This is a genomic window from Domibacillus indicus, assembly GCF_000970685.1.
GTDB lineage: Bacteria > Bacillota > Bacilli > Bacillales > Domibacillaceae > Domibacillus > Domibacillus indicus.
Window position 1 is genome coordinate 573,446 of record NZ_LAJB01000007.1, and the last position, 23,547, is coordinate 596,992.

At 42.9% G+C, this 23,547-nt stretch carries 29 protein-coding genes; 10 read left to right on the forward strand and 19 right to left on the reverse strand.

What is annotated here, in order from left to right:
* Nucleotides 1-8 precede the first annotated feature (8 nt).
* Entirely contained in the window at nt 9-575 is a 567-nt protein-coding gene (locus tag VP98_RS10985; protein WP_046175396.1) for a competence protein ComK, read from the reverse strand.
* Nucleotides 576-746: 171 nt separating this feature from the next.
* Between VP98_RS10985 and VP98_RS10990 the strand changes: the two genes are divergently transcribed.
* Nucleotides 747-980, forward strand: a complete 234-nt coding sequence (locus tag VP98_RS10990) for an IDEAL domain-containing protein (RefSeq protein WP_046175397.1) — start codon at nt 747-749, stop codon at nt 978-980.
* Between the two features lie 117 nt (nt 981-1,097).
* On the opposite strand, the gene VP98_RS10995 is transcribed toward VP98_RS10990, so the two are convergent.
* The 4 genes from VP98_RS10995 to VP98_RS11010 form a co-directional block, all read right to left on the reverse strand.
* On the reverse strand, nt 1,098-1,403 hold the full coding sequence (locus tag VP98_RS10995; RefSeq protein WP_046175398.1) for an AzlD domain-containing protein: 306 nt from the start codon (nt 1,401-1,403) through the stop codon (nt 1,098-1,100).
* Nucleotides 1,400-2,113, reverse strand: a complete 714-nt coding sequence (locus VP98_RS11000; RefSeq protein WP_046175399.1) for an AzlC family ABC transporter permease — start codon at nt 2,111-2,113, stop codon at nt 1,400-1,402. The genes VP98_RS10995 and VP98_RS11000 overlap by 4 nt, the downstream gene beginning before the upstream one ends.
* Nucleotides 2,114-2,213: 100 nt before the next feature.
* The gene (locus VP98_RS11005; RefSeq protein ID WP_046175400.1) at nt 2,214-3,767 is read right to left on the reverse strand and encodes a fatty acid--CoA ligase family protein; all 1,554 of its coding nucleotides are present in this window, start codon (nt 3,765-3,767) and stop codon (nt 2,214-2,216) included.
* Between the two features lie 139 nt (nt 3,768-3,906).
* Nucleotides 3,907-4,641 (reverse strand): MBL fold metallo-hydrolase, encoded by a 735-nt coding sequence (locus VP98_RS11010; RefSeq protein WP_046175401.1) that lies wholly within the window; start codon nt 4,639-4,641, stop codon nt 3,907-3,909.
* Between the two features lie 147 nt (nt 4,642-4,788).
* Between VP98_RS11010 and yhfH the strand changes: the two genes are divergently transcribed.
* Entirely contained in the window at nt 4,789-4,920 is a 132-nt protein-coding gene (gene yhfH, locus VP98_RS18585) for a protein YhfH (protein WP_082087915.1), read from the forward strand.
* Nucleotides 4,921-4,957: 37 nt separating this feature from the next.
* Here the strand turns inward: yhfH and VP98_RS11015 are convergent, their stop codons facing one another.
* The 8 genes from VP98_RS11015 to hemE all read right to left on the reverse strand — a co-directional run bounded on the left by VP98_RS11015 (nt 4,958) and on the right by hemE (nt 13,571).
* Nucleotides 4,958-5,410, reverse strand: a complete 453-nt coding sequence (locus VP98_RS11015) for a FixH family protein (RefSeq protein WP_052712216.1) — start codon at nt 5,408-5,410, stop codon at nt 4,958-4,960.
* Nucleotides 5,407-6,786: a sensor histidine kinase gene (locus VP98_RS11020; RefSeq protein ID WP_046175402.1), complete on the reverse strand. Its 1,380-nt coding sequence runs from the start codon at nt 6,784-6,786 to the stop codon at nt 5,407-5,409. Before VP98_RS11020 ends, VP98_RS11015 begins: the two co-directional genes overlap by 4 nt.
* Nucleotides 6,783-7,460 carry a response regulator transcription factor gene (locus tag VP98_RS11025; RefSeq protein WP_046175403.1) on the reverse strand — a complete coding sequence of 226 codons (678 nt, stop codon included), beginning with the start codon at nt 7,458-7,460 and terminating at the stop codon, nt 6,783-6,785. Before VP98_RS11025 ends, VP98_RS11020 begins: the two co-directional genes overlap by 4 nt.
* A 1-nt stretch (nt 7,461) precedes the next feature.
* A complete protein-coding gene (locus tag VP98_RS11030; protein WP_046175404.1) occupies nt 7,462-8,406 on the reverse strand; it encodes a YncE family protein in 945 nt (314 codons plus the stop codon).
* 88 nt (nt 8,407-8,494) lie between these two features.
* Nucleotides 8,495-10,777: a YhgE/Pip family protein gene (locus tag VP98_RS11035; RefSeq protein WP_052712217.1), complete on the reverse strand. Its 2,283-nt coding sequence runs from the start codon at nt 10,775-10,777 to the stop codon at nt 8,495-8,497.
* 63 nt (nt 10,778-10,840) lie between these two features.
* A complete protein-coding gene (locus tag VP98_RS11040) occupies nt 10,841-11,413 on the reverse strand; it encodes a TetR/AcrR family transcriptional regulator (RefSeq protein WP_046175406.1) in 573 nt (190 codons plus the stop codon).
* A gap of 117 nt (nt 11,414-11,530) precedes the next feature.
* A complete protein-coding gene (gene hemH, locus VP98_RS11045) occupies nt 11,531-12,472 on the reverse strand; it encodes a ferrochelatase (protein WP_046175407.1) in 942 nt (313 codons plus the stop codon).
* 67 nt (nt 12,473-12,539) lie between these two features.
* Nucleotides 12,540-13,571, reverse strand: a complete 1,032-nt coding sequence (hemE, locus tag VP98_RS11050) for a uroporphyrinogen decarboxylase (protein WP_046175408.1) — start codon at nt 13,569-13,571, stop codon at nt 12,540-12,542.
* A gap of 177 nt (nt 13,572-13,748) precedes the next feature.
* Between hemE and VP98_RS11055 the strand changes: the two genes are divergently transcribed.
* Entirely contained in the window at nt 13,749-14,258 is a 510-nt protein-coding gene (locus VP98_RS11055; protein WP_046175409.1) for an antibiotic biosynthesis monooxygenase family protein, read from the forward strand.
* Nucleotides 14,259-14,330: 72 nt separating this feature from the next.
* Here the strand turns inward: VP98_RS11055 and VP98_RS11060 are convergent, their stop codons facing one another.
* Entirely contained in the window at nt 14,331-15,539 is a 1,209-nt protein-coding gene (locus tag VP98_RS11060; protein ID WP_046175410.1) for an ABC transporter permease, read from the reverse strand.
* Entirely contained in the window at nt 15,536-16,273 is a 738-nt protein-coding gene (locus tag VP98_RS11065; protein ID WP_046175411.1) for an ABC transporter ATP-binding protein, read from the reverse strand. Before VP98_RS11065 ends, VP98_RS11060 begins: the two co-directional genes overlap by 4 nt.
* A gap of 127 nt (nt 16,274-16,400) precedes the next feature.
* Here VP98_RS11065 and VP98_RS11070 point away from each other — a divergent pair, with 127 nt between their 5' ends.
* The gene (locus tag VP98_RS11070; protein WP_046175412.1) at nt 16,401-16,811 is read left to right on the forward strand and encodes an HIT family protein; all 411 of its coding nucleotides are present in this window, start codon (nt 16,401-16,403) and stop codon (nt 16,809-16,811) included.
* On the opposite strand, the gene VP98_RS18920 is transcribed toward VP98_RS11070, so the two are convergent.
* Nucleotides 16,802-16,978, reverse strand: a complete 177-nt coding sequence (locus VP98_RS18920) for a hypothetical protein (RefSeq protein WP_156151370.1) — start codon at nt 16,976-16,978, stop codon at nt 16,802-16,804. The genes VP98_RS11070 and VP98_RS18920 overlap by 10 nt on opposite strands.
* A 100-nt stretch (nt 16,979-17,078) precedes the next feature.
* Here VP98_RS18920 and VP98_RS11075 point away from each other — a divergent pair, with 100 nt between their 5' ends.
* From VP98_RS11075 to VP98_RS11095, 5 genes are all read left to right on the forward strand, one after another.
* Nucleotides 17,079-17,450, forward strand: coding sequence for a YtxH domain-containing protein (locus tag VP98_RS11075; RefSeq protein WP_046175413.1), 372 nt, complete (start codon nt 17,079-17,081; stop codon nt 17,448-17,450).
* 127 nt (nt 17,451-17,577) lie between these two features.
* Nucleotides 17,578-18,180 carry an HTH-type transcriptional regulator Hpr gene (locus tag VP98_RS11080; RefSeq protein WP_269431502.1) on the forward strand — a complete coding sequence of 201 codons (603 nt, stop codon included), beginning with the start codon at nt 17,578-17,580 and terminating at the stop codon, nt 18,178-18,180.
* 111 nt (nt 18,181-18,291) lie between these two features.
* On the forward strand, nt 18,292-18,822 hold the full coding sequence (locus VP98_RS11085) for a DUF3267 domain-containing protein (protein WP_046175414.1): 531 nt from the start codon (nt 18,292-18,294) through the stop codon (nt 18,820-18,822).
* Nucleotides 18,823-18,917: 95 nt separating this feature from the next.
* On the forward strand, nt 18,918-19,106 hold the full coding sequence (locus VP98_RS11090) for a hypothetical protein (RefSeq protein WP_046175415.1): 189 nt from the start codon (nt 18,918-18,920) through the stop codon (nt 19,104-19,106).
* Nucleotides 19,107-19,212: 106 nt separating this feature from the next.
* Nucleotides 19,213-20,214 carry a peptidylprolyl isomerase gene (locus VP98_RS11095; protein WP_046175416.1) on the forward strand — a complete coding sequence of 334 codons (1,002 nt, stop codon included), beginning with the start codon at nt 19,213-19,215 and terminating at the stop codon, nt 20,212-20,214.
* A gap of 23 nt (nt 20,215-20,237) precedes the next feature.
* Here VP98_RS11095 and yhaM read toward each other — a convergent pair whose 3' ends face one another.
* Nucleotides 20,238-21,182, reverse strand: a complete 945-nt coding sequence (gene yhaM, locus VP98_RS11100; RefSeq protein WP_046175417.1) for a 3'-5' exoribonuclease YhaM — start codon at nt 21,180-21,182, stop codon at nt 20,238-20,240.
* A 139-nt stretch (nt 21,183-21,321) separates the two neighbouring features.
* Here yhaM and VP98_RS11105 point away from each other — a divergent pair, with 139 nt between their 5' ends.
* Nucleotides 21,322-21,507, forward strand: coding sequence for a YhzD family protein (locus VP98_RS11105; RefSeq protein ID WP_046175418.1), 186 nt, complete (start codon nt 21,322-21,324; stop codon nt 21,505-21,507).
* Nucleotides 21,508-21,545: 38 nt separating this feature from the next.
* On the opposite strand, the gene VP98_RS11110 is transcribed toward VP98_RS11105, so the two are convergent.
* The gene (locus VP98_RS11110) at nt 21,546-22,319 is read right to left on the reverse strand and encodes an enoyl-CoA hydratase (RefSeq protein WP_046175419.1); all 774 of its coding nucleotides are present in this window, start codon (nt 22,317-22,319) and stop codon (nt 21,546-21,548) included.
* A 79-nt stretch (nt 22,320-22,398) separates the two neighbouring features.
* Complete coding sequence (locus VP98_RS11115) at nt 22,399-23,538, reverse strand: DUF445 domain-containing protein (RefSeq protein ID WP_052712218.1); 1,140 nt, start codon at nt 23,536-23,538, stop codon at nt 22,399-22,401.
* Between the last annotated feature and the right edge of the window lie 9 nt (nt 23,539-23,547).

Here is a 23,547-nt window from a genome sequence, read left to right on the forward strand (position 1 = left end):
ATCTATGCTCATTCCCTGTTTCTTGAGTGAAAAAACGAAATCATATTCTCTCTTACACCGGTCACATATTGAGCTCTTACTACTCTTTCTGTGCGAATAGACGAAGTCGTTGCGCTGCTTCGCTCATAGAGCACTTTTGTCATCATAATCTGATTATATACAGCCAGGGGTGAAACAGGTACAATAATCGACTGGCCATCTGTAAATGAAATTTTAGTTTGTTTCTTATCAATCTTTTCCAAGCATTTTAAATGCGAAAGTGTAATCCATGAACAATCAGGTTTTAAATGTGAAATGGTTGGGAATAGATAAGTACCTTTCAAATGATCGACATTAATCGGCACTTTCCGATTGATGCCCAGGATCCTGGCAGAAGCGTCTCTTCTCCCATCATAAGTTGAAAGGTAGCGAATGCAGCTTTGCCGAATAATTTTCATGGGAGTTTTTCTTACTATAGCCGGTTTAGTGTTTTTTTCATACACTTTTGTGTACTCTCCATAACGAACAGGCTCCAAAAAAAGTGTGTTTTTATTAATCACATATTCGCTTTTTTGGTTTATCGGCTGGTCATGCATTTGTGAGATTCACCCGTTTCTTTTCATTGTCCATACTTTTTTATCTTATCATTTAGCAGTAGAATTGTCCCATTTGCAGAAAGAAATAATTTTCTAAAAATTAAAAACTTTCTGTTGATTAGTTTTTGAAAATCCCATATAATAAAAAAAAGGTATCCGAGGTGATTAAAAATGGAAAACAACAATTACTTTGCCGAGATGATGAAGTCCCCGATGCCCCGTGAAACTGAGAAAACAGTGATGAGCGAATTTATCGACAGCTTCCTTAGCGATATTCTATACAAAAAAGAAAAAGCAGCATTAATGGAGAAAATCGACCATTCCCTTGATCAGGGTGATCGTTCAGCTTTTATCACTTTATCTGATGAATTAAACCGCTTGGAGAAAGCTCATCACGCATCTTGATAAACTAACTACTTCAATATGTAAGCTTCCCTCAAGCGATGAAATCCCCATTAACTTAATCAAAAAAGCCCCGTATCTTTTATAGATACGGGTGCTTTTAAGCGTGTATATCCCCTCTCACATAAAAAGAGACAAAACAGTCAAAATCCCAATAGACCCAAGAACCGTTATAATGATATTCGCCCCGGTAAAAGCAATTAAAAAAGCAGCGGCCGCTCCAATCAAAGCAAATACTATGTTCTCATGAAAGGATAAAACACCTGGAAAAATGAGCGCGCCCAGTGTGGCATAAGGAACATTTCTTAAAATATTCTGCCAGAAAGAAGGAAGCTCTTTTCCTTTCAGCAATACAAATGGAAGCATGCGGGGAATATATGTAACAACACTCATTCCCAGTACAATAGCGGCCATTGTCATGCTCATTCTATACTCCCCTTTCGTCTAAGCCGATTCGCCGCTTCAATACTGATTGAGGCAATAAGCGTGGACGTAATAATAGCCCAGCCGCTTGAGAGCGCATCTGAATATGTAAAAATACAGTTTAATAGTGCGGCGGTCCCTGCAAGAAGGACTGCTTTCCAGCTTGTTTTAAGCGAGGGAACAAGCAGCCCAATAAACATGGCATAAAGGGCAATTCCCATACTTTCCTGCACAACAGACGGCATGGCGTTTCCCGCTGCAAATCCAAGGCCCGATCCGATTACCCAGCTTGAGTAAGAAATAAGGACAAGTCCCGCCATAAAAGAAGAATGAAGCGTTCCATCTTTCATTGCGGCTACCGAAAAAGTTTCATCTGTAATACCAAAAGCATAGGCGGCTTTTTTCCAGATTGCTTCTTCTTCCGCTTTTTCATTTAATGCAGCAGACATAAGAAAGTGCCGAATATTTAAAATAAACGTTGTCAGCACAATCTCAAAAACTCCCGTTCCGATTGTGATAAGGCTCAGCGCAATATATTGGGCAGCCCCGGCAAATACAAAAATGCTCAACGACATTGTTTCTATAAAAGTTAATTCCGCACTTTTTGCCAGCAGGCCATAGGTGAGGGCTGCTGGCACATAACCAATAGCAATGCCTGTCCCCGCAGCAAGGCCATTTTTAAACTCGCTTGGTGCCACAGCAGTTGTCTCCATTTTATTTCCTCCGTTTTTCATTTCCCAACAAATTATACCCCTTTGTTTTTATGGGGACAATATTAAAAAAGCCCGTGCTTTGTTTCAGCACGCGCTCTCTTTATGGTTTCCGCACGATTTGTTCTTTTAAAGATCTTCTTAAAATTTTTCCAGTTGTATTTTTAGGAAGCTCCTGTAAAAATTCAATAGATTTCGGCACCTTGTATGAGGCAAGCCGTTCACTGCAATACAGTCGGATGTCTTCCTCTGTAAGCGAATCTCCCCTTTGAACAACAAAAGCAAGCACTGCTTCTCCATAATCTGGATCAGGTGCGCCAAGCACAGCTGTCTCTATTATTTTTTCATGCCCATACAGCACTTCTTCTACTTCACGCGGGTATACATTATAGCCTCCCACGATGATTAGATCCTTTTTTCGGTCTACAATATGGAAATATCCTTCATTATCCCGATATGCCAGGTCGCCCGTATAAAGCCAGCCGTTCCGAATAGCAGCAGCTGTTTCCTCCGGCATTTTATAGTATCCTTTCATTACGTTAGGCCCTTTTACAATCAATTCTCCAATTTGGCCGTTTCCAGCTTCTTCTCCCAGTTCATTAACGATTTTGTTTTCTACATTAGAAATGGAACATCCAATCGAACCCGCTTTGCGCGGCCGATCCAGCGGATTAAATGTTGTAACCGGGCTGGCCTCTGATAATCCGTATCCTTCCGAAATCTGAACATTGAATTTCTGTTCAAACTGTTCTAACAAAGAAACCGGCATAGATGCGCCTCCAGAGACGCAAAGACGGATCGATGAGAAATCAGCAGGATCTGCTTCTGGAAACTGAAATAGAAAGTTATACATGGTAGGCACACCGGCAAAAATCGTAGCTTTTTTTTCTTTCGCTGCTTTAAACACTTCTTTTGGACTAAAAGCGGGCAAAATAATCATCCTTGCCCCGCTGATAATAGGCGCATTCAAAACAACCGTTAAACAGAATACATGGAACATCGGGAGAACCGTTATAACTCTATCTTGTTCTGTAATTGATAAATAATCAGCAATGTCCCGTGCATTCGAATAAATGTTTTTGTGTGTAAGCATCGCACCCTTTGGCTTGCCTGTAGTTCCAGAAGTATATAAAATAACTGCTGTATCATCTTCATCAATATGAGAGGGAAGCACATTTCCAGTAGTGCTTAATAACTCGGAAAACGTTTTCAATTTAGGATAGATAAAAAATGAAGCCTGCAGACTTTCCTTTGCTTGTTCATCTCCTGATTCACATACAATGTAATGGCTAATAGATGGAAGGTCTTTATGCATGTTTTCCAGGACAGGAATCAGCGAACCCATTGTAATAACGGCTTTTACATCACCCTTTTGCAAAATGTAGCGGAGCTCGTCTGGCGTATAAACAGGGTTTACAGGAATACTGGTTAAGCCCGCTCTAAGTGCTCCATATAACGCCACAATAAATTGTGGGGAATTGCCAAGCAATAAAGCAATATGATCTCCTTTTTGAAGCCCAAGCGACTGCAGGCCGGCAGCAAATCGGGTGACTGCTTCATTCAGTTCTCCATATGTAGCGGATGTATCCAGAAACGTATACGCTTTTTTATTTGCATAAGCTGAAGCAGCCTCTTCCAATGCCAGCGATATATTCATTTTCCTATTCCCTCCCCAAAATGAATAACCATTCATTTCCTTTCCATTATACAATGCATAAAAAAAAGCCGCAACCCGCAGCTTAAAAACTGTTAAGAAGCTAAAGCAGCGGGAGGCCGGCTTTCGGGAAATCCTGTATTTATAATCCTATTTCCATATTTTCTGCTGCAAGTAAAATTGTCCCATCAAACTGTTCAGATGCTTCACTGACAAGCTGCTCCAAATTCCCGAAGTGGGGCAGGTGCGTTAGTACCAGTGTATTTATGGAAGCTTCCCTCGCTATTCTTCCTGCTTGTTCAGACGTCATGTGGCCGGCTGATGCCCCGTCCATTCCCTTATAAAAATTACTCTCAGCCAGCAGCACATCCGCTCCCCGGGCAAAAGAAGAAAGCTCTTCGCTGTAAGCAGTATCCGCTGTGTATACAACTGTATCATTTTCTGTTTTTATTTTCATTGCATAACAGGGTGCCGGATGATCGGTTTTAAAAAAGGAAATAGAAAAGGGTCCGGTTTTCAGCTCTTTTTCCGGATCATAAGCGATTCCTTTTGTTATATTTTTGTATGTTAGTGCCTGAAACCCTTCATCTTCATCATGCCCGTAAATTGGAAGTGTCTCGCTTTTTGTTTTATCTGTAAATGAATCAATCAGCAGTGCATGCTGCAGCACGCCGATATCCGCTATATGATCAGCGTGGTAATGAGAAACAATGACCGCGTTCAATTGGGCCGGCTTTAAATGATTTTGCAATTTTGATAAAACCGCACTGCCACAGTCTACAAGCAATTTAAAACCGTCCTGTTCAATTAAATAACCGCTGCTCGCTTCATTCACTTTCGGGAATCCTCCCCAGCAGCCGAGTATTGTCACATTCATTATTTGTTGCTCCTTTCTGTTTGTTTATCTTATTCCCTAATTCCAAAAAAGTAAAATTAATATTCAGAAAATAGTTGACGACTAATAACTGTTATAATACAATATAAATAACAACAAGAACAGTTATATAACAAAGGAGAGGATAATATGCTTACAAACATCGTTGAATTCTTCAAAAACCTTCCTGCTAAACAATGTGCAAGCTGCGGCTCACATATCGAAGAGCAGCATGACTGCTACAGCAATGTATGTACTGACTGTACTTCAAAGGATTTATGACTATAAAAACCCGCCGGCTAAAGCTGCCGGCGGGTTTTTAATGATCCATTGATTCCATATCCTGTTCTGTTGTTTCCTCTTCCTCGGCCGGTACAGCCGCATTTCCAATTGCAATAACTGATTTTGGCATCGTATGAAGATTTCGTGCTGTTACATGTACCTGTACATGATAAGCTGCTTCTTCCTCAAATATTTTAGAAGCTGTGTAAACCCCGTTTTCTTTTAAAGACGCCTCAACCATTTCACTGTTTTCTTTAGAACCGTCTTTCCATATTTCATATTTCACTTCATCTGCATCATTAACAGGCTCTCCATTTTGCGTAACTTTTGTGGAAAGCGTTATTTCTTCACCCAGGCCTGCGCGTTCCGGCACATTAAGCAATGCTTCAATTGGCTCCGTTGGCTTATTGGCCGCCTGCTCTTTTTCCGATGTACATGCTGCAAGCATAAACACCAGCCCCGCCACTAACCAGATTATTTGTTTTTTCACTTTTCTCCTCCTCCTTCAGTGAGCGCTGGCAGTATAACAGTGACCGTTGTTCCTGCCCCGGCTTTACTCTCAATTAGCAGTTTACCGCCATGCTTTTCAACAATTTGCTTTACAATTGACAGGCCAAGTCCTGATCCGCCATCCTGCCGGGTCCGTGCTTTATTAATCCGGTAAAATTGATTTGTGATTTGCGGAATTTCCTCTTCCGGCATGCCGGCTCCTGTGTCGCGTACGATCCACTTAACATCATTTTCTTCTCGTTTTAATGTAATGTAAATGGGTTTGTTTTTTTCTGAGTAACGCACGGCGTTATCTAAAATATTTGTCATGACCTGGCTTAACCTGTCTTCATCGCCGTTCACAATGATTTCTTCATCCACATCGAGCTCAAAGCTGTCATGCTTCAGGCGAAAGATATCTGTCGTCCGATACACAAGATCAGCAAGCGGAAGAAATGTTTTCTCCATATGCATTTTTCCTGAATCAAGACGGATTAACTCCAGCAGGTCATTCACAAGCCGCTCCATTCGTACTGCTTCACGATAAATAATGGAAAGCTGGTGTTTTGAATTTCCAATACCATTAATGGCTGCTTCACTGTATCCTTTTATATAGCTGAGCGGCGTTCGCAATTCATGAGAAATTGTGGCAAGAAATGTTTTACGCTGTTCATCTTCTTTTTCAATAGCCTCTGCCATCTCATTAAATGTTTGGGCAAGCTGTCCAAACTCATCCTCACCCGCGGCCGGCACACGCGCTTTATAATCGCCTTTTGATAACCGGACTGCTGTATTTTTCATGTTTTCGAGCGGCTTTGTAACATACCGGCTCCATTTCAGCCCCCCATACAAAAGAAGGGTCATCAATAAAACCGCTCCAGCCGCCCAAAACATAATCAGACTCGAAACCAGCTCATCAATTCTCTCAAGCGGTATATATAAATAAATAATACCTTTTAATTGCTGGTCATCCAAAAGCGGATAAATAACCGAGATAATTTGCCGGTTAAACCGGTCCGAATGGCCGGTTTTCTCGATCATTTCGTTTTTAAGAAGCTTCTCCCGTTCTTCAGGACCGATTAATGTCTCGTAGTCTGCTTCATACGGAATACAGGCAGCGAGTTCCCTTGGATTGTGGACGGCAAATGCTTCAAAAGAAGACTTCTCGCTGAACCAATTCACCTGCTTCACAAATTCTTTATCCAGATCGCCGCCGCTGTAATCCGCTGAAAGGTTCTCGGCCGCTTCCACAAGCTCGGATTTCACACTCTCTACATACAGTTTCTCATAAAGGATATAAGCAAGCCCAAAAGCGGCGCCCACTGCTATAATGGAAAAAATAAACAGCGTCATCCATAATTTTTTCCCAAAGGTCATACAGCGCCATCCACAAATTTATAACCGATTCCCCAGACCGTTTCAATGGAGGCTCCTTCATTCTTAAGCTTCATCCGAAGTGTTTTAATATGTGTATCAACCGTCCGGGTTCCTCCCCTGTATTCTGCTCCCCATACAGCTTCAAGCAGCTCTTCCCGCGAAAAAATCCGGCCCCGTTTTTTTGCAAGAAGCACCAGCAGATCGAATTCCTTCATTGTAAGCTGAACCCCTGACCCTTCTACTCTGACTGTCCGGGAATGCACATCAATCGCGAGGGTTTGATAGCGGATCATTTCCTTTTTTTCTTCCACCCTGCCAAAGCGGCGCAGAACCGCTTGAATGCGTGCAGTCATTTCGCCTGGAGAAAAAGGTTTAACAATATAGTCATCGCCTCCAAGCGAAAAGGCCCGGACTTTATCCCATTCCTCACCGCGGGCCGTTAAAAAAATAATTGGTACGTCGCTGTAAGAACGAATCGATTCTCCTACTGCAAATCCATCGCGGCCCGGCATCATTAAATCTAAAAGAATAAGATCGGGCCGGTCTTCTTTCAGCTTTGTCTCCGCTTCTTCTCCATTTAACGCTGAGCTGACCGTGTATCCGGCATTCTCCATATACATTGTCACTAAATCAATCATATCCTGTTCATCATCTACTATTAACAGATGAGGCATGTTATTCACCTTCTTTTACAAAAATCATAAATGGTCCTTTGCCAATATCAATTGTTTTTGTTTTCTCAAGCGTCCGTTTTTTGTAAAAAGAAATCGTACCACTGTCATATCCGGCAGAAACGATGCAATCCCCAAGCACAGCAACGGAAAAAGGATTCGCCGGCGCTTCTGTTTTTGCAGTATTTTTTCGTTCGGAGTTAAACGCATACAAGTTATTAGATCCATGGCTTGCCGCGTATACATAACCATCTTTTTCCGCAAAAGCAGTCGGCATCACCGGCGCATCTACAGTTGCAGTAAGCGAGCCTGTGCGCAGCGAATAAACATGGATGGTCTCTCCGGCTTCTGCCCCATATCCATGCCCGCCAACCCAAATCTCTTCTTTTGCGGTATTCACGGCTAAACCGGCCGATGATGTCGGAATGGCAAATGTCCGGTCCACCTGGTGTGAATGAACTTCAATTTCTGAAAGCACTGTATCCTGATAATTAATAACATACAATTTTTCTTTATACTCAAGCATTGTCTGCGGATAACTTCCTGTTTTAACTTTTGCCGTTTCCCGGCCCCTGCTGTTAAAAAAGTGAACCGTTCCATCCTTTTTCACTGAAAAAGCAACTTCCTTTGTTTCATTGATAAAAGCGGCTCCAGTAACACCCAGCGGCACCGGCCATTTCCCCAGCTCTTTTCCTGTTTTTACTGAATACAAGACGGCATGATCGAGCTCTGCTCCATATAAGAGAATAGTCTCATTAAACAAGAGCCCGCCTGTGTACAGCTCATCAAGTGCCCATTCAGCAAGCACCTTACCCCGCTCATTCACAAAAGTAAGGCCCGGCTCCTGCAAGGTTAATACTGCGGCAAACGTATTGCTCTGTACCGGTTCAAATGCTGCCGGGCTGCAGCCGGAAAGCAAAAAAAACACCGCCAACATGATTTTTTTCAACCACGCACCCCTCCCATTATGTCTTTAATTATAATGAATGGGTGTGAAATAAGTGTGAAAATTTTTCAAAAAAACGGCTGAAGCTGTTCTATGCAGCTTCGAGCCGTCCGTATTGCTTTTTAAACTGGGCGCGGAAGTAAATGGCTGTCACCATTATGTTGAATAACGCAAAGCCGATCAGAACAGCAGTATTCTGCCACATAAACGAATAATCGCCGCTTGAAATAACCGCCCTGAATCCCTTGATCGAATAAGCCATCGGCAGAATACTCGTAATATGCTGAAGCGGTTTTGGAATCAATTCCAGCGGAAACGTTCCGCCGCTTGCTGTCAGCTGGCTGATTAAAATAAGCACCGCAATAAACCGGCCAGGATTTCCAAGAATGGTTGCAAGCATTTGAATAAGTGTCATAAAAGACGCACTGGCAATAAAAGCCAGAAGGAAAAAGCGCGGAACGCTTTGCACCTCTAACTGAAGAACGGCAAGCAGGAAAAGAGTTGCTGCTGCAGCCTGGCACAAACCGACCAGTAAAAAGACGCCAAGCTTGCCGGCATACCACGCAAGACCGCTTTTTGGCCGTTCAGGCGTGTCTTTCAGCGGGAAAATGATGGTCAGCATAATCGCACCGACGAATAACCCGAGCGACAGCATATAAGGAGCCATGCCCGTACCGTAATTCGGCACTTCATGGAACGCTTTTTTATCTATCTGAACTGGATCTGCTACCATGTCATACGTCTGATCATCCGCTTTTACTTCTCCTGATTCATCGGCGGCTTTTGCTAATTCCGTCTGCAATTCTTTTGTTCCTTTTTCCAGCTCCTCTGAGCCTTTAGTAAGCTTCTCTGAACCGGAGACAAGCTTGCCTGCACCATCCGATAATTGGTGAGATCCGTCTGTGAGCTCTGCTAAGCCGGAAAAAAGATCATCCGCACCTTTTGCAAGAGAGTCAGCCCCGGTTTTCGCTTCAGCTGTTTTTTCGCTGATCGTATTCAAGCCGGACAGCAGCGTTTCCTCTCCTGTTTGAAGATTTGTTGTACCGTTATACAGCTTTCCGGCTCCTTCTGCCAAATCTCCAAGACCTATTTGAAGCTGCTCCTGGCCGGATTGAATTTGCCCAAGACCTTTTGAAAGTTCTTCCATTTTTTCCGCCATTGAGCCGGAAACTGCTTTATTTATTTCATCAGCCCCTGTTGCAATCTGGCTGCTTCCGTCCTGCAGTTGATCAAATCCAGCTGAAATGCCGGTGTTTAATTCCTCTTGCTGGGCGGCCATGTCTTTCTGGAGTTCAGCAAGCTGTTCTTTTGTCATCACCTGTGACAGCATTGGCATCAGCTGCTCCATCTGTGTTTTTTGAGCAGCTGCAATTTGGCTTTTCAATTCCGTTTCAAATTGCCCCATGCCTTCAGTTAACTCGCCGGCTCCTGAGGAAAGAGAAGCTGTTCCATCTGCTAAAGCAGGAATTTGCTCATGGAACTGGTCTACACCGCTTTTTGCCGCGGCGGTTCCATCAAGCAGCTCTGGCATGCTTTCATTCGCCGACGATAATCCGTCTTGAAGTTCAGCCGCGCCTGTTACAAGCTGATCAGTCCCGTCCTTAAGCTGCTCTCCTCCTTCTGCAAGCTTCGCCTGTCCGTCTGAAAGCTGGCCTATTCCTTTAGAAAGAGCAGCCGCTCCGTCCGCTACTTCTTTAGAGCCTGTACCTGCTTGTTCCACCCCTGAAGCAAAAGAAACCGAGCTGTCCGCCAATGATTCCAGCTTTTCTTTTAATTGGGCTGTTCCATCTTTTATTTTTACCGCTCCTTCATCAAGCTTCCCGGCCCCATTTCCTGCTTCCAAATATCCCTCGCTCATTTTTTTGACCGTGTCAAACATGGTTTTGGCATATGTTTTGGTGACATCCTTTTGAATAGATGTCCGAATTTCTTTTATGGCCGACTGGCCGATTTGCGAAGAAATAAAATTATAGCTTTCATTGGGTGTATAGATTAATTCAAGTTTTTCAGGATTATCATCCAGCAGCGTTGTGGCATTGTTTGAAAAGTTTTCCGGTATTTCGATCATCAGATAATATTTCTGCTGCTTTAAACCGGCTGATGCCTCTTGTTTTGTAACGGTGTCAAAAGCAAAATCATCACTTTTCTTAAGCTCCTTTTGCAGCTCCTTCCCGATGTTGAGTTTCTCTCCTTCAAATTCCGCTCCTTTGTCATTATTCACAACGGCAACCGGCAGCTGGTTCAAATGGCCGTATGGATCCCAAAATGCCCATAAAAAAACGCCGGAGTATAAAAGAGGAATCATCATTACTGCAATAATTGAAATAATGAGCATCCGATTTCCAACGATTTCTTTTAGTTCTTTCCGAAACATCTTTATTACCTCCTTAGTGACCGGTTTGTTCATTTAGTCAATTTAATGAAAAAAGAAAGACCCTTACCGGGCCATTCCCTTAAATACATATAATTCAAATGTTTGTGCGATTTCTTCTTTTGTAAGCGCATGGCCGCGCCGTTCCCAGTCTGCGACAAGCGTTACATACAATTTCAGCATAATGAACGCTGCAAGTTCAGGGTCTGTTTCTTGAATCTCTTTTCGCTCCATTGCTTCTTTTGCTTGTGCAGCGATATAACTGACAATTGCATCTTCCATTTTTTTTAACGCTTCTGCTACAGCAGGCGTTCCCATTTCTTTTTCTTCCTGAAACAGCTTTACAGCGAGCTGATGTTTTGTCCGAAAAGCTAAAATTTCAAACAGGGCCCGGTGCACATTTTCATGAAAAGAAGCATCCGGTTTGATCACTGCTTCCGCTGCTTCCTTCATCTCTTGAATTAATGTTGTTAATATATCTTCAAACAACTCTTCTTTGTTTTTAAAAAAAGTATAAATCGTTCCTTTGCCAACATTCGCAAGCCTGGCTACCTGATCCATCGTCGTTGCCTTATAGCCGAACATAGTAAACGACTTTGTCGCTGCTTCAATAATGTCTTTTTTTCGGCCAGACACCATTCAACCACCTCTTTTTGACCAAAATAATGTTTTGGTCATTTAGTTCTAACGATAGTTTATTCCTGCTTCGTTTGTTTGTCAACAAAAAATCCCGCCAAAAAGGCGGGATTTATCTTATCATTTCCCTTTCTCTTTTAAATGCTTGAGAACTACGTCTCCAAGCGCCTCGATAAATTCGGGACGTGCATTTGGCATTGGCGGACGGTAGTAGCCGGCACCAATGTCATCTGTTACGACTTTACATTCGTAATCGTTGTCAAACAATACTTCTAGATGATCAGCCACAAACCCGGCCGGTACGTATACAAACGCTTTGTACCCATCTTGCTCATAAAGATCACGCGTTAAATCCTGTACGTCCGGTCCAATCCAGGGCTCCGGTGTGTTGCCGGCACTTTGCCAGCCGACTGCGTAATGTTTAACGCCCGCTGCTTCTGCAAGCAGATCCGCCGTTTCTTTTAATTGCTGTGGATATGGATCACCTGCTGCAATAATTTTCTCCGGCAGGCTGTGCGCCGATACGATTAAAACAAACTTCTGTTTTTCTTCTTCTGTCATTGTGTCAACAGTTCTCTTTATTTGTTCAGACCAGTACTGGATAAATTTCGGCTCGCGGTACCAGCTTTCAACCGATGTGATCGCAGGCCCGTCAATTTTTGCTGATTCTTCCGCCGCCCGCTCATTATATGATTTTACGCTGAACGTAGAGAAATGCGGTGCAAGAACGATGGAAACCGCCTCTTCGATGCCGTCTTCTTTCATTTGATAAACAGCATCTTCAATAAATGGTTCAATGTGCTTTAAGCCGATATAAAGCTTAAATTCGATATCCTGCTGTGTTTCATTTAAAAAGTCAGTCAGCCCCTGCGCCTGCTCCTGAGTAATTTTCGCAAGCGGTGAAATACCGCCAATTGCTTCATAACGGCTGCGCAAATCTTCAAGAGCTTCCTCGGACGGCTTGCGGCCGTGACGAATGTGTGTGTAATACCGTTCAATATCTTCTTCTTTGTATGGCGTCCCATAAGCCATTACAAGAAGGCCCATTGTTTTTTTTGCCATGCTTATCCACCTCATTTAATTCATTGCTTGCTTTAAATTGTAAAAAATGATTCTTTAACTAGTATGTTTATCTGGCTGTGTATTCATGAACAAAAGCAGTGAGGCGTTTTAAAGTGTCCGGGTTTACTTCCGGAAACACTCCATGCCCCAGGTTAAAAATGTGGCCTGGAGAGGCCATACCCTGATCCAGTATGGCTTTTGCCCGTTCTTCAATAACCTCCCATGGAGCGAGCAGAATGGCCGGATCCAGATTCCCCTGCAATGTTTTCGTCAAGCCTATATCCCGTGCTTCTGAAATTTGCATACGCCAATCCAACCCGACTACATCAAGCGGCAGGTCGTGCCATTCCTTTGCCAGATGGCTCGCACCTACACCAAACATAATAAGCGGCACATTTTCTGAGCGCAGTTCGCTAAAAATACGCTCCATTACCGGCTTAATGAATATACGGTAATCTGCTACATTTAAAGCTCCGACCCATGAATCAAAGATCTGTACCGCTCTGGCACCCGCTTTCACCTGGGAGCGGACGTATGTAACTGTCATATCTGCTAATTTATCCATTAAAGCAAACCAGGCTTTTGGCTCTGCATACATAAACGCTTTTGTTTTATTATAATTTTTAGAGGGACCGCCTTCGATCATATAGCTTGCCAGCGTAAACGGAGCACCGGCAAATCCAATAAGCGGCACGTTAAGCTGCTCTTCTGTTAAGAGACGGATTGTTTCAAGAACATACGGTACGTCGCTCTCCGGATCAATCTCGCCAAGCTTTTCCACGTCTGCCATCGAGCGGATTGGATTCTCGATAACCGGGCCGATACCAGATTTGATATCAACATTCACACCGATAGAGGGAAGCGGCGACATAATGTCTTTATATAAAATCGCTGCATCTACATCATATTGCTCAACTGGAAGGCGTGTAACATAAGCGCAGATTTCCGGCTGATGGGTAATTTCAAATAAAGAATACTTTTCTTTTAGTTCTCGGTATTCCGGCTGCGAACGCCCCGCCTGGCGCATATACCAGACCGGCGTATAATCGGTTTTCTCGCCCCTTGCCGCTTTTAGGAATGTATCGTTCAAATGCCTCATATAGATTGGGTGCCACCTTTCAACTATGACAGATTAGAATTACTATTGATTATTATAGCTTACCGTTCTGTACATTTCACTAAAAGGATGTTTTGTTCGCAAATTTGCCAAACGAATGTGTTGAAATTGGAAAGACGGGTACAGAAAAAGATATACTATTACTTGAGGTGATAAGTGATGAATGTATTTATTACAACGGGAACGTATGATTTTTTGAAAACGATTCAAAAAAAGCACGGCTCAGAAAAAATGGTGCTGATGGATGGCACAGAAGGAGCCGCACTCGTCCACGAAACGAATGGAAAGAGCGTCTTTGAATCACCACGCCGCTATGAAGTGGTTGATGCGTCCGGCGCTATTGCAGATCGCGGCTATGTCGTTTTAAACAATATTCCTGTTACAGATGAAGGCCGCCCTCTGTTTGAACACCGATTTAAAAACCGGGCCGGCGCCATTGAAAAAGAATCCGGTTTTTTATCCATTCGTGTGCTGCGGCCGCTTGATTCCGATACCTACGTTATATTTACGCAGTGGGAAGATGCAAAAGCATTTGAAAACTGGAAATCTTCTGATGCCTTCAACCAGGCACATAAAAACCGCGGAACAGAAAATGGTCTGGATAAGCGTCCTCACATTTTTTCGGGCGCTTCTTATATCACAACCTTTACGATTCCGAACGAAAGCTAAAAGCCAGAGGATGGGCTGCCATCCTCTGGCTTTACCAGTTTCATATTTGCTTAAACCGCTGCTCCAGCGCCCCTATAAACGGTTTATTTTCTTCAGCCGCGCAGGTGCGTATATCCAGACGAAGAAAAGCGTAAAAGTAACAGATGCGGCGAGGACAATGGCTCCTTCCATCAATCCGGCCGATAAAGCTGAAACACCGAACACAATAGATTGAATCAGCAGAATTCTCATAAGCAGATTCTGTACCGCCCTGCTCTTTCCTTCTTCTCCTTCTGGATACAGCCGGGGCCAGATAATATATCCATGCCTTGCTGAAATAGGCAGCAGCTGAAAACCGGTTAAGTATAAAAACAAGAGAGCAGCAATTAACTGAACCGGCAGCAGGCCGCTAAGGGCAATAATAAATGCGCTGATAGCCGTGAGCCGGACAAACAGGCCGCTGTATTCGCTCATGCGCACAAAAGTGCGGGCCAGCAAATACGTATAGGTTCCCTTTTCAGAACCAGGAAGCAGGCCATCAAGCCACGCACGCCGCTTTACTGTTCCACGCAGATGAGGAACATCGGTAAACATATTGGCGAGCCGGTAAAAAGCAGCCATTCTTTTTTCTTCAAGATCAGCCAGCAGCTCCCATTTTAATGGCCTGTTTCCAATGCGGCCCATGTAGAAAATCCAAAACACCATGAATAACAAAGCGATTCCTGCGAGTCCATACTCTGCAGAAAAAACGGCAAACAAAAAAGCGGCATTTAAAAGCAGACGAATAGCCATATCGCCCATTCTCACATCATTTGACGGCACATTTAACGCTTCAAGCCGGCAAAATAAATTCCACAGCTTTGCCGCGAGCACCGCGCCCAAAAATACAAAAAAATTGCCGAATCCCGTGCCTTCTGCTTTTGCATACATCGGCATAGCAAAGGCTAAAAGCGCGATTAAAAGATAGCTTTGTGCCGCGAAGCTTGTCCAGGCCGCTTTTCGAAAATAAGGCTTCATTTCACTTTCGAGAGGAAGTAAGTAAACGGTATCCGGCCGTTTTATATATGTATAAACAGGACTCCACGCCAGCACAATCCCCATTACAGCCGCCATAATAAGTACTGCTGGAAAACCTTCTTCGATGGTTTCTACCCAGCCGCTGTAGTAAAACAGAAGCGCTCCCAGCGCGAATACAAGCACAAACAGCAAATGATCATTCAGCATATAGCGTGTATATTTGCGAATTTCTGCATAATACGCGGATGATCGTTCTTTGAACAGCTCGTTAACTGAAAATTTCATCGTACCGCTTCCTTCGTCAATTCCACATAAATATCATCAAGTGCGGCATCCGGCATGGCAAACTCACGGCGCAGTTCTTCCATCGTTCCTTTTGCCCGCACTTTTCCGTCGTGTAAAATGATAAACCGGTCACAATATCTTTCAGCAGTTGCCAAAATGTGCGTAGACATTAAAATACCAGCACCGCTTTCTTTCATTTTACTCATTAAATCAAGAAGCGAGCGGATGCCCAGCGGATCCAGCCCGACAAAGGGTTCATCAATGATATAAAGAGAGGGCTCTGTTAAAAAAGCACCCATGATCATGACTTTTTGTTTCATCCCTTTAGAAAAGTGCGCAGGAAACCACTTCATCTTCTCATTAAGACGAAACTCTTTTAACAGCGGATCAATCCGCTCTTTATATGTTTGTTCCGGCAGGCCATATGCTGATGCCGTTAAACGCATATGCTCCTCAAGTGTAAGTTCATCGTACAGCACCGGTGTTTCCGGCACAAATGAAAATTGGCGGCGGTAATCCGAAGGATTTTGTTCAAGCGTCAATCCATTAATTTTCACGCTTCCCTTTACCGGTTCCATTAAGCCGATAATATGCTTGATGGCTGTGCTTTTGCCGGCACCGTTTAAGCCGATAAGGCCGACAAGCTGCCCTTTGCCCACTTCAAACGACACATCATGCAGCACCGGTTTCCTTGTGTACCCGCCGGTGATATTTTCCACAGATAATAATGACATTCGAAAACGCCCTTTCCTCTCAATAGTTACACGTATCATACCAAAATTCTGGCCGGAGCACATAGTTCCCTGCATTTAGATTGTATGCTACACTTTTTGTACAATTATATAAAAGGAGTGATAAACTATGGATAACTGTATTTTTTGCAAAATCATCAATGGAGATATTCCATCCGCAAAAGTATATGAAGATGAAAACGTATATGCTTTTTTAGACATCAGCCAGGTCACAAAAGGCCATACCCTTGTTATTCCAAAGATACATAAAGAGAATATTTTTGAGCTGGAGACAGAGGCAGCCGGCCCTTTTTTTGAATCCGTAAAAAAAACAGCAGACGCCCTTCAATCTGCTTTTTCGCCAAAAGGATTAAACCTGTTAAACAACAACGGTGAAACTGCCGGCCAAACGGTTTTTCATTATCACATTCATTTAATTCCGCGCTACGGATCAGAAGATGGCTTCCACCCTGTTTTTAAAGAAAACAACAGCGGCCATGACCTTGAAGGCATAGCCGCCGAAATCCGGTCTCATCTATAAGAAAGCAGAATCGCTGCCATAACGGATAAAACGCTTATCAAGCTGAACTGGCCTGCTCTCTTTTTCAGCAGGTGGTTTCTGCTTCTGTGAGCTTCTTTCATATGATAAAGGGAGCTCGCAAATAAGATAAATCCACTTGATAAAAGGGCAAAAATAAGTCCCTGCATGCTATCGTCTCCTTCTTATGTGTTTGTTCCTTTCTTTTTTAGGGAACGATATCATATATATATGCAGGCTAAAAATAGGAATGATTAACGAGGTGAAAAAATGAACAAAAAAGCATTTTTTACTGGAATTGCTGCCGGGCTTGCTGCCGGGGCTTCCGCTGCACTGTTAACTACGCCGATGAGCGGCCAGGACAGACGGGCTAACTTAAAAGACAAGCAGGTATCAGCAAAACTAGCAACGATGGAAATCAAAGACAATGCCGGCCAGGTAAAAGAGTCCGTAAAACGTCTGGTCGAAACGGCAAAGCAAGAAGTGCCGGAAAAAGTAAACAGTATTAAAACAAATGCTATGCTTTGGAAAGAAAGCATTGACCCGAACGTTAAAACACTTCAAAAAGAAATCACCAACATACAAAAAACAGTCGGTGATTTACAGGAAACCCTGCCGCAGCCGCCTGCATCGGACAAATAACGAATCTTACGGAAGGTTTTCCTTCCGTTTGTTTTTATTTTTCAGCTTATTCTAAATTTTTGTGAATTTCCTCTTTCTATTTTTTTATTTTATTGGCATAATATAAATCAATAAAAATAGATTTGAGGTGGAAGATATTAATAAAGCAAACGGCTCAGCGTCGACTCATCAATATACAATGAAAGAAGCATTTATGTTCAGCCAGCGAATGGCCCAGCTTTCAAAAGCTTTATGGAAGGCAGTCGAAAAAGACTGGCAGCGATGGATTAAGCCTTATGATTTAAACATCAATGAACATCACATTTTATGGATTGCCCATCATTTAAAAGGAGCTTCTATTTCTGATGTGGCTAACTTCGGAGTCATGCACGTATCGACAGCTTTTAACTTCTCTAAAAAACTAGAAGAACGCGGATTCCTGACGTTTTCTAAAAAAGAAGATGATAAGCGAAATACGTATATTGAAATTACACCGGCAGGCGAAAACTTGATTTTTGATTTAATGGAACAATACGATCCTGAATCAAATCTTGTTTTCTCCGGCAGTGAGCCGCTTCGTGAATTGTTTGGGAAATTTCCGGATCTGGCCGAGCTGATGGCTATTATTAAAAATATTTACGGAGACGACTTTATGGATATTTTCGAAACATCTATCCATAATATTGAACGGGATTTTGATGAAAAAAATAGAGAACTGAAGAGGGCTGAACGTCCTCAAACATCCGGATAAGCGGGCTGCCAGCCGGGTGTTTTTTATTTCCTAAAAATTATACTTGCTTTTTCTCCGGCACCGTCGTAAATTATGTAAGCAATCCCTTAACGACGGAGGTCCTTTTTTTTCATGAAATGCGTGCGGATGTATAATTTTGAAAAAACCCATGGTTATAATAAGCTTTTCTTTCTCTCTTTACTAACATCAATGCTCGTATTCCTGCTTGCATTTTCCTTTATGCAGTCTTATTACTCAAAACCGCTTCATGCTCATGGGTTTTCCTGGTTTGCTTCTGGAATCCTGATCATTTATCCGCTCCATAAATTGCTTCACCTTTTTCCTGTTCTTGGCTACCGCCCGAAAGTGAATTGGGAGCGAAAATATTCCTTCTTACCGGTTATCAGCGTCGTTATCCGCAGCCCAATGCCTAAAAAACGGTTTCTAGTTTGTTTATCCCTTCCGTTTTTCGTAATAAATCCGATTATGGCGGCTGGTGCTATGCTCTGGCCGGCTTACTTGCATTATTTTACGATCGCTGCTGCTTTTCATACAGGCATATGCTTGTTCGACTTTCTTTATATTAAAGCACTTCTGTCCTGCCCTAAAAACGCAGTTATTGAAAAAGATTTGGATGGATTTGAAGTGTTAGTGCCTGAATAAATTCCCTGCTGCCGTGTTTACGGCGGGTTCTGTTTTCATTTTTTTCGACATTTTGATATAGTTAATAATACAAGGCTAATAGAGGGGGGCATCGTGTGGCAGCATTAATTATTACGTTTATTATTTTTTCCATCTTCATTTTGTATCACATAAATCGGATGACCAATTTATTATGCATTCAAAAAGAAATTCCGGAAGAACGTCATGAAAAGATATTTCGGACTGTGAATATTTTAATCGTTATTTTGCTCTCTACTTCTTACATTGAAATACTGTACGTCTAGACCTGTTCGTTTCAAAGGACAGGTCTTTTCTTTTCCAGAACCGTTAACTGTGTTATAGTTGTGTGTGGAACTTAGATTAAATGAACATTAGGGAGTTGTATCTTGCATGAAGAAATGGGTTTTACCGTTATCGCTTGCAGCAGGTGTACTGGCACTTTCAGGCTGCAACAACAGTGAAGGAAACGTCATCGCTACATCAAAAGCAGGCGACGTAACCGATATGGAATTATATGCGGAAATGAAAGACAAATACGGACCGCAAATGGAGCAGGCACTGCAGGAATTAATGCAGAAAAAAGTTCTCTCTGATAAATATGAGGTAACTGACGAAGAATTGGATGCAGAAGTAAAAGAAGCGAAAGAACAGTTAGGCGACCAGTATGAAATGTTCCTGGCACAGTACGGCCTTGATGAAGATGGATTTAAAGAATTTTTAAAACTTGAGCTTCTCCGTGAAAAAGCTGCTCTTGCTGATGTGAAAGTAACGGATGATGAAGTAAAAGAGTATTATGATTCATGGCAGCCTGAGATCCAAGTAAGCCATATTCTTGTTGAAGACGAAGCAAAAGCAAAAGAAGTGAAGAAGAAACTGGATGATGGCGGCGATTTTGCAGAACTGGCAAAAGAAAACTCAACTGATACAGGTTCTGCTCAAAACGGCGGCAGCCTTGGCTGGATTGACAACGCCGGCCGTGCCCAGTTTGTCCCAGAGTTTACAGAAGCGCTTGGCAAGCTAAAAGTAAACGAGGTAAGCGAACCAATTAAATCGGATTATGGCTATCACATCATTAAAATTACCGATCAAAAAGAAAAAGGATCATTTGAAGACGTAAAAGACCAGATGACCGAAGAACTAAAAAAATCAAAAGTTGACTCAGCCGCTCTTCAAACAAAGCTGGATGAAGAAATGAAATCAGCTGACGTTGAAGTGAAAGATGAAGACTTCAAAGGCGCTTTTGATACAGAAGAAGCACCAGCAGAAGAACCAGCAACAACTGAGGAACCAGCAGCAGAAGAGCCGGCAGCCCAGGAAGAAACAACTGAAGATGATGCTTCGACCGGGGACAATGCCACTGAAGGCGACGCAGCAACGGAAGAAGCAAAATAAAAAAGCACCCAATGGGTGCTTTTTTATTTTGCAAAACGCGGCTTATAAAATGAACGATTATCAAGAGGAAAAATCCGTTCAGAAAACTCGCCTGGCTTTGTCCGCTCGAGTGCGCGGTCCAGCATATTCATTTTCGCATCCAAATTATCAATGTAATGAAGCATCTCGGCTTCTTTAATCATTGGCGGCTTCGGGCTTCCCCACTCCGCTTTCCCATGGTGAGACAGCACAATATGCTGAAGTACCATTACTTCTTCTCCTTCAATGCCAAGCTCTTTTGCCATTTGGCCAATTTCATTTACCATAATTGAAATATGGCCAATTAAGTTTCCTTCGGCTGTATACGTTGTTGCCACCGGGCCGGAAAGCTCCGTTACTTTGCCAAGGTCATGCAAAATAACACCGGCATATAAAAGATCCCGGTCAAGTGACGGGTAAAGATCAGCAATTGATTTTGCCAGCTGAAGCATTGATACAACGTGGTAGGCAAGACCTGATACGAATTCATGGTGATTTTTTGTTGCCGCCGGATATTCAAGAAACGGCTGATGATATTTTTTTAAAAGTGCGCGGGTAATACGCTGAATGTGGGGATTTTTCATCTCGAAAATAAACTGCGTAATCGTCTCAGTCATTTCCTCCTGGCTAAGCGGCGCGGTTTCTACAAAATCGCCCGCTTCCATACCATCCTGAGGAGATGCCGGACGTATTTGACGGAGCTTTAACTGCATACGCCCCCGGTAATTTTGAATATCCCCCGCCACTTTAACAATCGTCTGCGGTGTGTACATTTTTACAGTTTCTTCTTTTGCATCCCACAGCTTCGCCTCAATTTCGCCGCTTGCGTCCTGCAGCATCAAGGTTAAATACGGGTTGCCATTCACTGCTGTACTTTTGACCGCCGAACGAATCATTAAAAAGCAGTCGACGCTTTCTCCTGCTTCGTATTGTGTAATTCCTTTTTCCACTGCCTCGTCCTCCTCGTCCACTCTACTCTGTTTCATTTCATTATATCACAGATCGTATGTTCCGTTTGTGTTCTTGCTCTTTTTTCTTTTATCTTTATTTTATACAATCATTGTATAACACATAAAGGGGGAAATCCTATTGAAAACATACAGGCTGACCATTTTTGAGAAAGACGGAGCAAAAAAGCTGGATCATTCTTTTGAAGCTGGTTCGGATGAAGAAGCAAAAACATATGGCTTACAGCTGCTGCAAAAACAAGCCAGTGAAGAAAAAATCTACCGCTGTACCTCCTCTGAAGGAAAGCTGCTGCTCTTTCACTCTTAACAAATAGAAAGCGCATTCAAATACTGAATGCGCTTTTATTACCGGTTAAAAACGGGTCGTCTTTTTTCTAGAAATGCCCGAATACCTTCTTGGTGGTCTTTACTTTCCCTCATTTTCAATTGCCCCTGCTTTTCAAGCTCTAATGTTTTTAGCAGCTGCGGCCTGTTCATATCCGCCATAATTTTTTTTGTTTTAATCATTGCCTGAATCGGCTTCTGGTACAGCTCTTTCATCAAGTAGCCCACTTCCTGATGAATAGCTCCGGGTGCAACGGAACGATCCACGAGCCCCATCTCTGCCGCCTCAGCTCCACTCATTATTTTTCCATCCCAGATTACCTTTTTTGCTTTTACTGCTCCAAGCCGGCGTTCGAGCATAAAATGGCCGCCGCCATCTGGAATCAAGCCGATACCGATAAAATTCATCGCAAGCTTTGAATCCGTTTCACACAACACAAAATCAGCTGCCAGCGCGATACTTAAGCCCAGGCCAGCTGCCGCTCCATGAATAGCTGCCGCCGTCAGCTTCGGCATTGTATAAAAGCAGAGAGCAATATCAGCAATTGTGTCCATTATTGATTGAAATTGTCCTTCGTCCCTTGCTGCCAGCATTTCTTTAATGTCTCCGCCTGCTGAAAAAACAGGTCCCTCTCCCGACAAAACAACGATATTGACAGCATCATTCCGGCTCACTTCCTTTAAACAGCAGCAAAGTTCATTCATCATCTCAATATTGAGGGCATTTAAATCATTTGCACGATTTAAACGAATAAATGCTGTTTCCCGTTCAATAGAACAAAGCACATGTTTCATTTTGCCGCCTCCCCCTTTTCTCCTCTATCATACAAAAAGTGAACAATTATTCATAGTATTTTGCTGAAAAGCGTTCCCATCAAACTGGGAACGCCATAACAATAATAGCTTGAAAAACGCCAATGATACCGCCCAGCAATGCACCCAGCCATGTAATCATTTTTAATTCACGATGTGTAATATCGAGCACAATCATTTCCAGCCGCTCTGTTGAAAAAGCTTCAATCTGTCCGCGCACAATATCAGCAATTTTTAATTTCTTCATAAGAGATGGGATGCGCTTTGCTGCTTTCTCAATCCCTTTAGCAGCCAGTTCTGGAATGATGACTCCAGTTACTTTTTCTTCAAATGGAATGGCATAAGCAGACAAAGGCTTATTTAAAAGTGTTTCAAGATCAAGCTGTTCCGCGATAAATTTCTTCGCTTTTTGAATCGCTTTTTCATCCGAAATATGTGCCAAAACATCAGCCCATTTCCACTCAATTACTTTATCCCATTCATTTTTCAGCATAGTATCAAGCAAATCCTTGGTTCCTGGGCTTGATAAAAATTTAACAATCTCCGGGCGGATCTTGTCTTCAAGCGAAGTATTGCCCAGTACCATTTGAATCATGCTGCCGATCTTTCCCCATTCCGCCAGAAAGTCTTCCGTCATGCGCTTAACCCGGTAACGCCCTTCTGCGCTTGAAAAATAATCAGCTCCTTTGGTTAAAATATAAGCAGAAATATCCGGAATCTTTTCTTCCGCTTTATCAAGCCATTCTGCTGGCAGTGATTCTTTTACGGTTTGATCGATGTAAAAATCTTTTATGGCTGTGTATTTTTGGTCTATCCAGCCGTTCAGCTGCTCCTCAATATGCATTCCGGCATTTGGGAAATGCGCTTTTTTAAGAAGCTCGGCGACTGTTATGTCGGAATGGATCCATTTTTTCGCTTCGGCTTGCAAAACCATTTCTATTTCTCCGCGAAATTCAGGTTCATTGAGCTTTTGTTCAATGCTTTCCGGAGTCAGCAGGTGCTCATCAACAATTTTGCCAACCTGGCGGGCCAATTCAGACTTTCGTTTTGGAATTAAGCCAGGCGTAAACGGCACACGCCAGCTGCCGATATAACGGGGAACATGCGGCCTGAACAGCATGCGGATTGCGACAGCGTTTGTTACACCGCCTATAACCGCGCCAATCAAGCCCATAAACAAAATAAGCCAAATTACGTTCAACGTGTTTTC